The organism is uncultured Halovibrio sp., assembly GCF_913056445.1.
In the GTDB taxonomy this organism is placed as follows: domain Bacteria; phylum Pseudomonadota; class Gammaproteobacteria; order Pseudomonadales; family Oleiphilaceae; genus Halospina; species Halospina utahensis_B.
Window position 1 is genome coordinate 189,066 of the sequence record NZ_CAJXMA010000001.1, and the last position, 14,915, is coordinate 203,980.

General features: G+C 62.8%; 13 protein-coding genes. All 13 read left to right on the forward strand.

Annotated features, from left to right (window positions below):
- Positions 1-7: 7 nt before the first annotated feature.
- Entirely contained in the window at positions 8-520 is a 513-nt protein-coding gene (gene tssB / locus QZ501_RS00925; protein WP_151440063.1) for a type VI secretion system contractile sheath small subunit, read from the forward strand.
- A complete protein-coding gene (gene tssC, locus QZ501_RS00930; RefSeq protein ID WP_295716503.1) occupies positions 517-2,007 on the forward strand; it encodes a type VI secretion system contractile sheath large subunit in 1,491 nt (496 codons plus the stop codon). Before tssB ends, tssC (QZ501_RS00930) begins: the two co-directional genes overlap by 4 nt.
- Positions 2,008-2,043: 36 nt before the next feature.
- The gene (gene tssC, locus QZ501_RS00935) at positions 2,044-3,498 is read left to right on the forward strand and encodes a type VI secretion system contractile sheath large subunit (protein WP_295716505.1); all 1,455 of its coding nucleotides are present in this window, start codon (positions 2,044-2,046) and stop codon (positions 3,496-3,498) included.
- Between the two features lie 48 nt (positions 3,499-3,546).
- On the forward strand, positions 3,547-4,356 hold the full coding sequence (locus QZ501_RS00940; RefSeq protein ID WP_151440060.1) for a type VI secretion system accessory protein TagJ: 810 nt from the start codon (positions 3,547-3,549) through the stop codon (positions 4,354-4,356).
- Complete coding sequence (tssE, locus tag QZ501_RS00945; RefSeq protein ID WP_151440059.1) at positions 4,343-4,807, forward strand: type VI secretion system baseplate subunit TssE; 465 nt, start codon at positions 4,343-4,345, stop codon at positions 4,805-4,807. Before QZ501_RS00940 ends, tssE begins: the two co-directional genes overlap by 14 nt.
- On the forward strand, positions 4,807-6,621 hold the full coding sequence (gene tssF, locus QZ501_RS00950; RefSeq protein WP_295716508.1) for a type VI secretion system baseplate subunit TssF: 1,815 nt from the start codon (positions 4,807-4,809) through the stop codon (positions 6,619-6,621). Before tssE ends, tssF begins: the two co-directional genes overlap by 1 nt.
- Complete coding sequence (gene tssG / locus QZ501_RS00955; protein ID WP_295716509.1) at positions 6,618-7,592, forward strand: type VI secretion system baseplate subunit TssG; 975 nt, start codon at positions 6,618-6,620, stop codon at positions 7,590-7,592. The genes tssF and tssG overlap by 4 nt, the downstream gene beginning before the upstream one ends.
- Positions 7,593-7,598: 6 nt before the next feature.
- Positions 7,599-10,238 (forward strand): type VI secretion system ATPase TssH, encoded by a 2,640-nt coding sequence (tssH, locus tag QZ501_RS00960; RefSeq protein WP_295716511.1) that lies wholly within the window; start codon positions 7,599-7,601, stop codon positions 10,236-10,238.
- A gap of 113 nt (positions 10,239-10,351) precedes the next feature.
- A complete protein-coding gene (locus QZ501_RS00965; protein ID WP_095616246.1) occupies positions 10,352-10,831 on the forward strand; it encodes a type VI secretion system tube protein Hcp in 480 nt (159 codons plus the stop codon).
- 82 nt (positions 10,832-10,913) lie between these two features.
- A complete protein-coding gene (gene tssI, locus QZ501_RS00970; RefSeq protein ID WP_295716513.1) occupies positions 10,914-12,764 on the forward strand; it encodes a type VI secretion system tip protein TssI/VgrG in 1,851 nt (616 codons plus the stop codon).
- A 31-nt stretch (positions 12,765-12,795) separates the two neighbouring features.
- A complete protein-coding gene (locus tag QZ501_RS00975; protein ID WP_295716515.1) occupies positions 12,796-13,773 on the forward strand; it encodes a hypothetical protein in 978 nt (325 codons plus the stop codon).
- 3 nt (positions 13,774-13,776) lie between these two features.
- The gene (locus tag QZ501_RS00980; protein WP_295716517.1) at positions 13,777-14,310 is read left to right on the forward strand and encodes a hypothetical protein; all 534 of its coding nucleotides are present in this window, start codon (positions 13,777-13,779) and stop codon (positions 14,308-14,310) included.
- Between the two features lie 44 nt (positions 14,311-14,354).
- Positions 14,355-14,915 (forward strand): hypothetical protein (locus QZ501_RS00985; protein ID WP_295716518.1); only part of this gene is annotated, 561 nt, incomplete at its 3' end.

The following is a 14,915-nucleotide window of genomic DNA, read 5'->3' on the forward strand; positions in this document are numbered from 1 at the left end:
TACCGACATGGAAAGCGTCCACGACAAACTTTCACGAGTCCGCAAACCGCGGGTCCACATCACGTACGACGTCGAAACTGAAGGCGCCATGGTCAAGAAAGAGCTGCCCTTCGTGGTCGGCGTCATGGGGGACTTCTCGGGTAACAACAACACCGATCTGAAGCCGCTCAAGGACCGCCGCTTCATCCAGATTGACCGGGACAACTTCGACGACGTCATGCGTCGTATGAGCCCGAAACTCGCGATGAAGGTGGACAACAAGCTCTCTGATGATGACTCGCAGATGGCGGTGGAACTCGAATTCAACCGGATGGAAGACTTCGAGCCCGAGGCCATCGTCAACCAGGTCGAACCGCTGCGTGAGCTCATGGAAACCCGCAACAAGCTGCGCGACCTGATGACCAAGGTGGATCGTTCGGAGGAACTCGAGGAACTGCTGGAGCGGGTTCTCAGCAACTCCGAGGACCTGAACAGCCTGAACAGCGAACTGGGAACCAGGGAAGGGGAGGATTCGGAATGAGTGCTGAAGAACAGACCCAGGAAGCGGTCGCCGGGGAAGGCGAAAGCCTGAGTCTCCTGGACCAGGCCATCGGGGCCACCAAGCAGACGGAAAGCGACCGTGCGCGGGAGCTGATCCGCACGCTCACCGATGAGGCCATGAAGGGCACGGTGACCTGGAACAAGAACCTGAACGTCACCTTCAACCAGGCTATTGCCGCCATCGACGAGGCGATCTCGAGCCAGCTCTCCGAGGTCATGCACAACGAGGAATTCCAGAAACTGGAAGGCTCCTGGCGCGGGCTCCAGCACCTGGTGATGAACTCGGAAACCAGTTCCAGCCTCAAGATCCGGGTGCTCAATGTGAGCAAGAAGGAGCTGCACAAGGATCTGTCGAAGGCGGTTGAGTTCGACCAGAGCCAGACTTTCAAGAAGATCTACGAATCCGAGTTCGGCACGCCCGGCGGCGAACCCTACGGCGCGCTGATCGGCGACTACGAGTTCAGCAACCACCCCACGGACATGGAAACCCTGAGCCTGATGTCCAATGTGGCGGCCTCCGGGTTCTGCCCGTTCATCGCCTCCTCCGGGCCGGGTCTGTTCGGGTTTGATGACTGGACCGAGCTGACCAAGCCCCGCGATCTCGAAAAAGTGTTCGAATCCGTGGAGTACACCAAGTGGCGTTCTTTCCGGGAGAGCGACGATTCCCGGTTTGTGACACTGACCATGCCGCGGGTTCTGGCGCGCCTGCCCTACGGCTCCACCACACAGCCGGTGGAAGCGTTCAATTTCGAAGAGTTCGACATGGACGCGGAGTCCGGCATGTCCATGGCGGCGGATCATAATGACTACTGCTGGATGAATGCGGCCTACGTCATGGGCACCCGCCTGACCCAGGCGTTCGCGAAATACGGCTTCTGCACCGCCATCCGGGGTGCCGAGGGCGGCGGCAAGGTGGAAGGGCTGCCGACCCATGTCTTCCAGAGTGATGACGGCGATCCGGACCTGAAATGCCCCACCGAGATCGGCATCACCGACCGGCGTGAGGCGGAACTGAGCAAGCTCGGCTTCCTGCCGCTGTGCCATTACAAGAACACAGACTACGCCGTGTTCTTCGGGGCCCAGACCTGCCAGAAGCCGAAGGTCTACGATAACCCGGATGCCACTGCCAACGCGGCCATCTCCGCGCGCCTGCCGTACCTGATGGCGACCTCGCGCTTCGCGCACTACCTGAAGGTCATGGCACGGGACAAGATTGGTTCCTTCATGGAAGCGGAGGACGTGGAGAACTGGCTTAACCGCTGGATCCTCAACTACGTGAACGGTTCCGAGGGCGGTGGCCAGGACATCCGCGCTCGGTATCCGCTGGCGGATGCGAAAGTGGAAGTGCGTGAGATTCCGGGGCGGCCCGGTTCCTACAACGCGGTTGCCTGGCTACGGCCCTGGCTGCAGCTGGAGGAACTGTCCACCTCGCTGCGGATGGTCGCGAAGATTCCGGAAGCCGGCTGAGGCTGCCGCGTAACACAGTCGTGACAGGGATGTGTCATGGGTAGTGCAGAGTTCAACGTCGGTATGACGGCAACAGCGCTTGCCGAGGTGACCACGGTGGCGGAGCTGGTGGAACGCCTTGCGGTACTGGCGCCGGGAACCCACTGGGATCGGGATCAGGTGACGGCACTGCTGGTGGGCGCGCTGGAGGAGCTTGACGCGCGCCTCAACGAGCAGGTTAACGCTGTCCTGCATCATCCGGGGTTCCAGGCGCTGGAGGCAAACTGGCGGGGCGTTCAGCTTCTCACCGAACAGGCCGCCCATGACGATACCGAAGGACTGGTTCGGATCCGGATGCTGGACCTGGAATGGGGCGAGTTGAGTCGGGATCTCGCCCGAGCGATTGAGTTCGACCAGTCCCAGCTGTTCGCCCGTCTCTATTCCGAGGAGTTCGGCAGTCCGGGCGGTGAACCCTTCGGGCTTCTCCTCGGTGCCTACAGCGTGAGTCATCGGGTTAAGGGAGGCCAGGCGAACCTGGAGACGCTGGGTGAACTGGCCCGGGTCGCGGCCGCCGCCTTCGCGCCGCTGATCCTGGATGCGGATCCGAGCTTTTTCGGCGTGGACCGGTTTGCCGAACTGGCGAGCGTCATGGATCTTGAAAGCCACTTTGACCAGCCCGAGCTGGCGCGCTGGCGTTCACTGCGACGCAGCGAGGATGCCCGTTTCCTCGGGCTGGCCATGCCCCGAATGCTGATGCGGCGCCCCTATGCGGACGCGGGGCCAGGGCCCGAAGCATTCCGGTTCCGTGAACAGGGCGACGCGCCGGACAGGGACTACCTGTGGGGACCGGCCTGTTTCGCCGTGGGCACCGTGGCAATCCGGGCGTTCTGTCATTCGGGCTGGTTCGCCCAGATCCGGGGTTACCGGGAAGGACGTGTAGCGCATGGGGCGGTGGATAATCTGCCGGCGATCCAGACGCTGTCCTCCGCGGGGCGGGTCTTTCCGACCCGGAGCCCGGTGGAATGGCTGATCAGCGACCGGATGGAACGGATCCTGGCGGACCAGGGGTTCATCCCGCTGCTGCCGATGGTGAATACGGAGATGCTGGTGCTGCATTCGGTGCCGTCGATCCAGGAGCCGGCGCAGTATGACCAGGGTGAGGCCCAGGTGAGCGCACGGCTGGCCGCCATGCTGCACTACACGCTCTGTGTTTCCCGGTTCGCCCACTACCTGAAGGTGATGGGGCGGGATCGCGTGGGTGGCTACCGCTCCCCGGAGGAGTGCGAGACCCAGCTCCAGCGCTGGCTGCATCGCTACACCATGGCGACGGAAGGCGCCTCTGATGATATGCGCGCCCGCTTTCCGTTGCGCAGCGCCAGCGTCAAGGTGCGGCCCCGGCCGGGTCAGCCCGGGCGGTATGACTCGGTGATCCGGCTGCAGCCGCACTTTCAGCTGGACCAGCTGGTAACCAGTATGCGTCTGATCACGGAACTGACGCCGATACAGAACTGATGCCCGGGCGTGCGGCCCGGAAATGCACGGACGAACAGGAACAGGGATATGGAACCCATCAGGCAGTACCTGTCCACCGGTGAACTGACGCCGGCCATCGAAGCCATTCAGGCCCACCTGCGCGAGGCGCCCTCGGCGAGTGACTGGCGTGCCTGTCTCGTGGAGCTGCTGTGCATCGCCAATGACCTGGAGCGGGCCGACCAGGTGCTGGAGCACCTGGCGCGCCACCACCCGGACTGGCTGGCCGGAGCGGCCAACCTGCGCCAGTTGCTCCGGGCCCAGCAGGCACGCCTCGCGTTGCGCGAGGGCCAACTTGCGGATGACGTTGTGGCCACGCCCGGCGAATCCCTGGAAGCGCTTCTCAAGCTCCACGCGGAACTCCGCAGTGGTGGCATGGACGCGGCCAGCGAGGCCGCCAGGGCGCTGGAGGAGGCCCGTTCGACGGTCCATTTCCAATGCGGCGACCAGGCGGGCCCGGTACGCGACTGTGACGACACCCTCAACGGTTATCTCGAGGCACTGGGGACAGACGGCCATTTCTACCTCTGGCAGTGGGATGAGCTGGAGAGCATCCGCTTCGAGGCACCGGCCTCCCCGCTGGAATGGGTATGGCGACGGGCCCGTGTGGCCCTGACCAGTGGGCGTCAGGGCGAGGTACTGCTGCCGCTGACCTATGCAAACAGCCAAACGGATGCGCAGAAACTGGGCCGCGAGACGGACTGGGTGGAACCTGCTCCCGGGATTGTGACGGGCCTTGGGCTCAAGCTGCTGTTGGTCGGCGATGAGGCGGTGCCTCTGGAAGGTCGGGTGGAGCTGGAACGCCAGAGCCGGGCCGGGGCCGATCATGAAGCCGTCTGATGCCCGCAATGGGCTGCAGCTGAGTCTGCTCGACCGCTTGCTGGAGGACGGCGCGGTCCGGCCGAGCCTGGCCCGGATCCGGCAATCCGTGCGCCGGGACCTGGAGTGGCTGTTGAACGCCCGGCGCAGCTGGCTGCCGCGCGAGGCGGCCGGGTCGGAACTCGACCAGTCGGTGCTGGGCTACGGCCTGCCGGATTTCACGGTCATGGAACTCAGCACCGAGGACGGTCGGCAGTGGCTCTGCGAGGAGGTCAGGCGGACGATCCGGCGGTTTGAGCCCCGCCTGGCCCGGGTCGACGTGGTGATGCGGGATACGGAGACCCCCATGGACCGCTACCTTCGGCTGCGCATCGAGGGCATCCTGCTGGTCGAGCCCGTACCGCAGCCCGTGGCGTTTGATTCGGAACTGGAACCGGTGAACCTCTCGGTAACGCTCAGGGAGTGCGCGTGATGGGTGACGAGCTGCTTCAGTACTACAACCGGGAACTGGCCTATCTCCGGCGCCAGGGCGCCGAGTTCGCCGAGGCCTATCCGCGTGTCGCCGGGCATCTGCGGATGAGCGAGGAGTCGGTTGAGGATCCGCATGTTTCCCGGCTCCTGGAAGGTGTGGCCTTTCTTTCAGCGCAGATCCGGCAGCGTCTGGACGGCCACTTCACGGAGCTGGCGGATGTGCTCATGGGCACACTGTACCCGGATTACCAGGCGCCGATCCCGTCCATGAGCATCCTGCAGATGACACCGGCCCCGGCGCTTAAGTCCATTGCGCCGCTGGAACAGGACGTGGCCTTCGAAACGGTTTCAAGGGAACACCCGAAATGCCGTTTCGAAGGCCGTGGCGAACAGGCCGTGGGGCCGATTGACGTAGTCGGGGGCGCCTTCGAGAACAGCCCCTTCGAGGCACCACGTCATCCCCGGGTGGCGGGGGCCCGCAGTATCATCCGGCTTCGTCTTCAGGCGCGGACGTCGTTCCAGGACCTTGATCCCCAGTGGCTCCGATTCTACCTGCACGGTCAGTCGCACCAGAGCCATGAACTCTACGACCTGATCCACCGCACCGGCCTGGGCTGCGCCATGGTGCCGGTGGATGACCAGCGCCAGGTCCGTTTCTTTCCGGGCGACGCCCTGCGCCCTGTTGGTTTTGACGACGATGAAGCACTGGTGCCCTGGGGGCAGCGCGGGTTCACTGGGTACCGGCTGCTGACCGAGTATTTCCTGTTCCCGGAAAAGTTCCTGTTCGTCCAGCTGGACGGGCTCGCTGGCCAGTGGCCGGAGACCCGGGAAGTGGACCTGTATTTCTATCTGGGCGAAGGGAACGAGGAACAGGAAAAGCGGTTTGTGGCGGACCACATGAGGCTCTGGTGCACACCGGTGGTAAACCTGTTCAGTGATCGGCTTGAGCCGGTGCGCTCTGATGAGGGGGAATACCGCCACCGCCTCGCACCCCGCTACGGCGACAGTGATGTGAGCGAAGTGGTGGACCTGGAACGCGTGGACCTGCTGCGTGACGGAAAGGCGCGTGAGCTGGCTCCCTATTACGGCCGCGGCCACCCCAAGTGGCAGAACACGATGAACGTCTACTGGCACCTTCACCGTGAACAGGCGGAATGGGCCGGTGGCCGCAATGAACCGGGAACTGAGGCCTGGCTGAGCCTGGTGGATCATCGTTGTGTGGAGCAGGGCCGGGAGTCATTGCCGCGCGATGAGACACTCGCCGTTAGGGCCCGGTGCTGCAATCGTAACCTGCCCGCCAGCCTGCCATTCGGCGGTGGGTCGCCCCGGTTCCGGGCCGTGGATGAATCCCGGGTGGAGCGGGCAGAGGCGATTGTGGCGCCGACCGAAACGGTTCGCCCCGAGTTGGGCAATGCCGGTCGCTGGCAGTTCGTTCAGCACCTGACACTGGCGCATTTCGACGGGCCGGATGCACTGGAGCGGTTGCGCACGGTGCTCCAGCTTCACGACTTCCGCAAGACACCGGAAACCCGGGCCCTGATTGACGGCATCGAGGACGTCGCCATCAAGCCTTCGGTGGCACGGGTCGGAACTGGCGTGCAACGGGGCGTCTGCCGGGGCAGTGACGTGGTGATCACCTTCTCGCGTCCGAGCTACGCAGGGACCAGCATCTATCTGTTCGCCGCGGTTCTGGACCGGTTCTTCGCCCACTTTGCCCAGCTGAACAGTTTCACCCGGCTGCGGGTCCGGCTCAGTGGCCAGAACCAGGATTACCACGTCTGGCCCGCCCGGGCCGGGGAGCAGACGCTGCTATGAGTGTGGAAGCAGTAGCCGGTGAACAGGACTTCTTCCGCACGGTATGGCGCCTTCAGCGCCAGATTCTGGAGCGTCGTTCCCCGTACCGGCGTGTCGGGCATGACGGCTGGCCGAGCCAGGAACTGGTCCGTTTCCGCACCAGCCAGCACATGGGCTTCGTGGGCTCGGACCTGGTGGCGGCGCATGAGGAGCAATTGGAAGAGGGGGTTACCCGGGGCGAACTAACCGTGGACAGCCTCGGCCTGACCGGCGCCCGGGGCGCGCTGCCTTCCCACTACACCGAGATGGTGCTGGCGCAGGTCCGGTCCCGTTCGCCCGCGCTGCGGGACTTTCTGGACATGTTCAACCATCGGTTGCTGTCCCTGCTCTACCGCAGCTGGGAGAAGACCCAGCCGGCTGTGCAGCAGGAACACACCGAAGCGGATGCGTTCACCACCGTCCTCGGGGCAATGACGGGCGCGGAGACGGATCTGGACGTCCACTATGGGGCTGCCCTGGCGCGTGGCCCCCGGTCCGCCAGTATGCTCCGGCACTGCCTCGAGGATCTGTGCGGTATGCCGGTGGCGGTCACGCCGCTGCAGGGCGAGTGGGCTGATGTGGCCGACGTGGACCAGACCCGTCTGCCCGATGCGTCACGCCCCCGTGGCCAGCATGCCCGGCTCGGGGAGGCCATGCTCGGAACACGGGTATGGATCGCCGATCACGGGGTGCGGATCACCTTCCATGCGGAGGAGGAAGCCCAGCTCCGCTCGCTTCTGCCGGGTGGCACTCTCAGCCCGGTAATGCAGAGGCTGAGCCGGAAGCTGGTGGGCGGACAGACGGCCCTGCATTACCGGGTGCGGGCGCGTTCGGCCATGGTGACCGGCGCGCGGCTGGATGGCCGCGCCCGTATTGGAAAGAACAGTTTCATCGGGGCGTTCCGGAATCCGGAGCAGCCCCTGGAGATCGGTTTCAGGCCAGGGAAGGAGTAACCCGCCATGTCATCAATGACGCTCAAGGCGCTCGTCGAGCGCATGAACCCGTCCACCCGCCAGGCCATGGAGGCAGCGGTGGGCCAGAGTCACCAGCGTACGCACGAGTGCGTCGAGGTGGAACACCTCCTGCGGGCCCTGCTTACGCAACGGGACCCGGACATTATCGGGATCCTCGACCATTACGGGCTGGATAGCGGCCGGCTGGAAGGCCAGCTGGACCAGGCGCTGGAAGGGTTCAGCACCGGCAATGGTGCAACGCCGAGTCTTTCGCCCCGGCTCGTGGACCTGCTGCGCCAGTGCTGGCTGGACACCTCCATCGAGTTCGGGGAAGCCGCCATCCGTGGCGCCACGCTGCTCTACAGTCTGCTCCAGGATCCGGCCATGGCGGCGCTTGCCACCCGCTACGCCAAGGAGCTGGACGGCCTTGACGCGCAGACGCTTCTTGGTGAATGGGCGACGCTGCGGGAGACCCTCGAAGCCAACCCCGCGAACCAGACCCATCCGGCTTCCGGACGTGAGCAGCACCTGGCCCAGTACACCGTGGACCTGACGGCGCAGGCGCGGGCCGGCGGGATTGACCCGGTCCTGGGGCGGGATGACGAGATCCGCCAGATGATCGACATCCTGACCCGGCGGCGCCAGAACAACCCGATCCTCACCGGTGAGGCCGGCGTGGGCAAGACCGCCGTGGTTGAAGGTCTGGCGCGGCGCATCGCCGACGGCGAGGTCCCGGAGGCACTGGCGCGGGCACGGCTTCTGACGCTGGATCTCGCGCTGCTCCAGGCCGGAGCGGGTGTAAAGGGCGAATTCGAGAACCGGCTGAAAGGCGTGATTGATGAGGTGAAGGCGGCCACCGAGCCGGTGATCCTCTTCATCGATGAGGCCCACAATATGATCGGCGCCGGCAACCAGGCCGGCCAGAACGACGCCGCCAATCTCCTGAAGCCGGCACTGGCGCGGGGCGAACTGCGCACCATCGCGGCCACCACATGGTCCGAGTACAAGAAGTACTTCGAGAAGGACGCGGCCCTGACCCGGCGCTTCCAGGTGGTGCCGGTGGATGAACCGGACGAGGAGACCGCGACGCGGATCCTGCGGGGACTGGCCCCAACTCTCGAAGCCCACCATGACGTCGCCGTGACGGACGCGGCGCTGGGGGCCACCGTTCGGCTGTCGACCCGCTACCTGCCCGGCCGCCAGCTGCCGGACAAGGCGGTAGCGCTGCTGGATACCGCCTGCGCCCGGGTCGCCATGAGCCAGGCCAGCCTGCCGACGGCCCTGGAACAGGCGCGCGCCCGGCATCGCGGTCTCCGGGAGGAAGCGGACCGGCTGGCCACCGAGGCCCGTGCCGGCGTCGAGCATGGGCAACGCCAGGACGAGCTCGGCACTGAGATCCACCGCCTGGAGCAGACGCTGGAAGATCTGGAGTCGGCCTGGAACCGCGAGTGTGAGCAGGTCAATGAAGCCCGGGAACTCGGTCGGCGTATTGCCGAGGAGGACGATGATGAACCGGTCACGGAACTGAGCCGGCTCCGGCAGGAACTCAACGAACGAGCCGCCCCGATGGTGCACTGGCAGGTGGATGAACCGCTTGTCGCCGAGGTTATTTCCGACTGGACGGGCATCCCCGTGGGCCGCCTGCAGGCGGACGAAATAGCCGGTGTGCTTTCCCTGGACGAATACCTGCGGGAAAGGGTACGGGGCCAGGATCACGCCATCGAGGACATTGCCCGGACCATCCGCATCGCCCGGGCGGACCTGGCGGATGAGCGCAAGCCGCTGGGCGTCTTCCTGCTGGTGGGCCCCAGCGGCGTAGGCAAGACCGAGACCGCCCTGGCGCTGGCGGAGCAGGTCTACGGCAGCGAAGACAACATGACCGTGATCAACATGTCCGAGTTCAAGGAGGAGCACAAGGTCTCCCAGCTGGTGGGTTCACCACCCGGCTACGTGGGCTATGGCGAGGGTGGTGTCCTGACCGAGGCGGTCCGGCGCCGCCCTTACAGTGTCATTCTCCTGGATGAAATGGAGAAGGCGCACCCCGGCGTCCAGGACGTCTTCTATCAGGTCTTCGACAAGGGCATGCTCCGGGACGGGGAAGGCCGCGACGTGGACTTCCGCAACACGGTCATCCTGATGACCTCCAATGCAGGCTCGGAAATGATCAACGACCTGTACGCGGATGAGATGACGGCGCCCAGGCCCCACGCCCTGAAGGATGCTATCTGGGATGAGCTTCTGAACACCTTCAAGCCAGCGTTCCTCGGGCGTACGACAGTGCTGCCTTACACCCCGCTGGGCCGGGAACAACTGGCCGAGATCGCACGCCTGCAGCTGGGCCGTGTCGCCGACCGCATCCAGCGTCATCACGAGGCGCCATTGAGTTACAGCGACGACGTCATCGACGCCATTGTGGATCGCTGCACCGAGAGCACGTCCGGCGCACGCAATATCCCGCGCATCCTGCAGCAGGAAGTGCTGCCCGAGATGTCGACCCGGATTCTGGAAAGTCTCGGCCGGGAACAGAGTCCCCGCACCGTGACGCTGTCCATCGACAACGGGTCGTTCAGCATCGAGCTCTCGGTTGATGATGCAGATCCATCGAAAAGGAATTCAGTCTGGACGGATACGCCCGTTCAGGCCTGAGCCGGATTCCGGGGAGTTGGAACTCTCCGGATAACTGCTTCCCGTAAGGATGGGAAGCAAACCGCCATGTCCTGGTTACAGGACGTAACGCAAAATGCAAAAGGAGCAATTCAATGCAGACCAATACCTACCTGGATTTTGGTGGCCTCAAAGGCGAAGCAACCGCCGAGGAATACAAGGACCTGATCACCGTCGATACCCTGGACTTCAACGTCCACCGGGATATTGCGGCGCCCACGGGTACCGCCATGGATCGGGAAGCCTCGGCGACACGCCTGGGCGACATCACCATCACCAAGAAGCAGGACAAGGCCACACCGGATCTCTTCAAGGAAGCGACCATCGGTAAGGGCAAGCCTGCCACCTTCTACCTGACCAAGCAGGGCGACAAGATCGAAGAGATCATGAAGATCGAACTCTCCGACGCCATGATCTCCAACTACAGCGTCTCCGCTGAAGGCGATCGCCCGACCGAGTCCATCACCATCAGCTACACCGAGATGACCATGTCCGTCACACCGACTGACGACACCAACGCGGCAACCGCGCCGCTGGTTTACGGCTACAGCGGTGTGAAGGGCCAGCAGCTCTAAGGGTGGCAGCTGCCACACGGAACCGGGGAGGGCATGCCCTCCCCATTCTTGATTCCCACAGACCAGGACGGTGCGGAGTGTCATGGCAACGGAAGAGCAGCATCACCACCTGAAGATCCAGGGGCCCCAGGGAAAGGACGCACTGGCGATTGAGCACCTGCGGGTCAGTGAGAGCCTGTCGCGCCTTTTCGAGATCCATGTCCGGTTCATTGCCAACAAGCGGCTGAATGATCTGGAAGGCCAGGTCGGGCAGGCGGTCAGCATCAGCCTGGCACTGAGTGGCCAGTCGGAGAGCGAAAAGCGGTATTTCCACGGTCATATCGCGAGCATCGGGGAACTCGGCAAACCCCTGCACAACAGTGAGGGCCAGCGTTACGAGGCCCTGGTGGTCCCGCGTGCCTGGAGTGCCCGCAACCGCAGTAACTGCCGTATCTTCCAGGAGGAAACGGCGCTGGACATTGCGGAAACCGTGCTGGGAGAACACGAAGTTGAACTGGTCCGGAACATTGAAGGGACTCCCCGCAACTACCGTTACTGCGTCCAGTACAACGAAACCGACTGGGAATTCGTAACCCGGTTGCTGGCCCATGAAGGCCTTTTCTTCTTTTTCGAACATTCCGAATCCGGCCATCGAATGGTGGTCGGCGACAACGTGAACGCCTACCAGCCGGCGCTGGAAGACAGCGTGGTCTACCGTTCGGGGGACAGCGGTGACAGCCGCATCTACCAGTGGCGCCAGGATTACAGGGCCGGCCCGGATACCATGGTGGAACAGGGCTTTGATTTCACGCGGCCCGGCGAGACCGTTGCCGACAACGGTAAGGCCAGCGTTCCAGGCGAGGCGTTCGGGGAGCAGGAGATCTTCCATTACATCGGTGAGGATCGGCTGCTCATCAACGACAGTGAGCCCCTGGCGGCGACCCATCTCAAGGGCCTGAACCGGGAAGCGCAGGTTTACCACGGGGCGTCGGATTACCTGTCGTTCGGAGCCGGCCTGACCTTCAGTTTCCGCGAGCATGAGGACGGGGTCAGCTCAGGTACCGGCTTTGTCATAACCCGCTTTGAGTGCACCGCCAGTGTTCCCGTGAGCAGTGAGGACGGGGATTCAGGCGAAGCCTCCCATTACACCAATACCTTTGAATGCATCACCACGGACAAGCCGTTCGTGCCGGCGCGTCAGCCCAAGCCCGTCATTCCCGGCGTTCAGACCGCCACGGTGACCACTGGGCCGGGCGAGGAACTGCACGTGGATGAATACGGTCGCGTCCGTGTCCAGTTCCACTGGGACCGGGAAGGAAAGAACAACCCGGACAGCTCCTGCTGGATCCGCGTGGCCCAGGGGTGGGCCGGTGCCGGTTTCGGGGCGCAGTTCCTGCCGCGCCAGGGCCAGGAAGTTGTGGTCGATTTCATCAACGGCGATCCGGATCAGCCCCTGGTTACCGGCTCCGTTTACAACGACGATAACCCCCTGCCGTACTCGACCGACAAGCAGCTGAACTCCTCGGGCATCCGCTCGCGTTCCACACTGGAAGGCGGCGAGGCGAACTACAGTGAGATCCGCTTTGACGACGACAAAGGCAAGGAACTACTGGTTCTCCACGCGGAAAAGGACCATGAGCTGACCGTCGAAAACGACGAAACAGACTCCATCGGCAACAATCGTCAGACCGAGATCGGGAATGACGATAAGCTCAAGGTGGGGAATAACCAGAACGCCACCATCGGCGGCGACCGAACCAGCGAAACCAGCGGCAGCGACACCATCAAGGCCGGCAAGACCATCACCGTTGATGCCGGCACCAGCATAACGCTGCAGACCGGTGCCGCCAGTATCACGCTCGAGAGTTCCGGCAACATCGCCATCGAGGGCACACAGATCAGCCTGGATGGGGCGACGATCAGCCTCAAGGGCGCCAACATCAGTCTCAACTGAGACCAGGGACGGACCAGGACAGGATGTCAGGATGCTGAGACGCGACCACCAGCTCAGGGCCGACCTCGGGCGGATCTACTCGTTCAGCCTGGGGCTTCGCATGGACGAGGACGACACTTACCGCCGCCCGGATGTCATGGCCTGCCGGATCTACGCCCGCCAGACCCTTGAAGACATCGCCCGAAGCCAGGAAGACCCCTTCAACTATCGGCTTCTGGACCTGTGGCTGGATGTGTTCCAGCGGCCATGGGATCAACCGACGACCCTTCACCAGCTACTGGACGACCTTGCGCGCCAGGTTGGTAGCGGGGATCTGAAGGTGTATCTGGAATATGATCCGAACCTCGACCAAGCAAGAAAACCTACTCCTGGCGCTGGCAGCTCTGGTCATGAGGAAGCGGAGGAGGAACTCCCCTACAAACCTGATCCCAAATACACGGAACCCAAGGTTGGCAATCGCGTTCATCGGCGAAAACACCCGGATGGCCCTGAACAGGATCCCTATACGATCCAGTCTGATGGCAGACCTTTGGGGGCCGACGCGGGGAAAATGCCTGCAGAGTGTATCGGTATGGAAGAGCCTCCACCCAATCATGATGTGTTGGTTGATGAGGGTTGGCCAGATCTGACTTTTGAGGGAAGAACGACCTATGACACCTTTACTGAGGTAAAGCCGGTGGAGCTACCGCCGGGTACTGAGATCTATCGTATTGTGGATGAACGAGCAGGAAACGCGGGCGGTTTCTGGGCTTATGAATTACCGGACAGCAAAGCCGCGTGGCGTCGCGATTATGCGGTGAAGGATGATTGGAATGACAACGGATATTATGTGAAGCATGTGGTTGGTGATGAAGGCCTGAAAGCATGGGAAGGCACAACGGCAGGACAACCTTACGAAGAATCGAATGGAAAAGAATTTTATCTGAAAGGCGGTAAAACTCAGCTTTTCATCACTCCGGGTGATACGGATCCGGAAAAACCGAAGCTAACCAACTGGCCGGAGCCTTAATTAATGGAGCCACAGCTCAAGAAAAAGCTGCTGCTAAGGAAGTTCTCCAGTATTGAGTACATGGAAGAATTCCGGGACTATCATTACCGCGCATTGGCGGCGATGGAGGAAGGCATCGAGTATTTCTATAAGCACCCGCCCGGCGAGAATTGGCACCAATGGCACCGTTCTGAGTGGCCTGAAACCTGGGAAGAGCGTGCTGTGAAAAACTTCAAAGGAATGCAGAAATCCATCGATGAAGGCATTCAGAAGGCCCAGAAGGATAATTTTTCCTCGATCCGTAGTGCAGCTGGTTCATTCAATGGGATCAGCAAGGATATGGATGTTATGGGAGAAAAGTGGTGGGGTTATATTCCGCCAGAGTTTCGAGAGCGATTCGTCAATAATCTTTCGGCTGCCAAACAGCGCGCTTCTAACATTTGGCGGACACTCGGGGATTACTGGAAAACGCCGGACTCTGTTCTGAAGGAGACTGTAACAGGCCCCATCGACGAAAAGGATCTAATGCGGTTCCTGGAGCCCGGGGAGACCACGTGAGGAGTGGATGGTGGACTGTCGAGTAAAGTAGATAGTGACTCGTTATGGAAGACGAACTCGAACATTTCCTGGAAGTTCGCGACACACTGATTGCCAGTGACAGCGCCACCACTGATCAGCTGAAGGCGCATGATCGGCAGCTTCTGGGGCACCTCCTGAGGGAGGGCGCCAACTCGCCTGCACTACTGTCCCCTGATACTCCCGTTTACGAAATGGCTGGCCTTCTGGCCGAGGCACCGGAGCGGTTGCTCTGTGTGCTGGAAGCTCGTGACCGGTTGTGGCCGGGCGAGCTGGAGCGGGTGCACTCCAGCCTGATTCATGAGCACGATCATGGGGAGATCGCCTGGTGGCTGGCAGCCCACTACCGTAACCTGGCTTGCCCCACGGATTTCCCGGAGCCCTTCACCGCCCAGGTCTGGGCCGCCCGCGCCCTGAGCCTGCGCGGTTACATTCCGCCGGCTCCCTGGACGGACTGGCACGCGGCGATCCAACAGGAGACCTGCCCCAGAGCGGTCGCGCTGACCCTTTGGGAGACAGGTGACGGAGATCTCTGGCAGGAATGGCTTCCCCCGCTCCTGGCGGCCACGGATGACACCCGTGTAGCG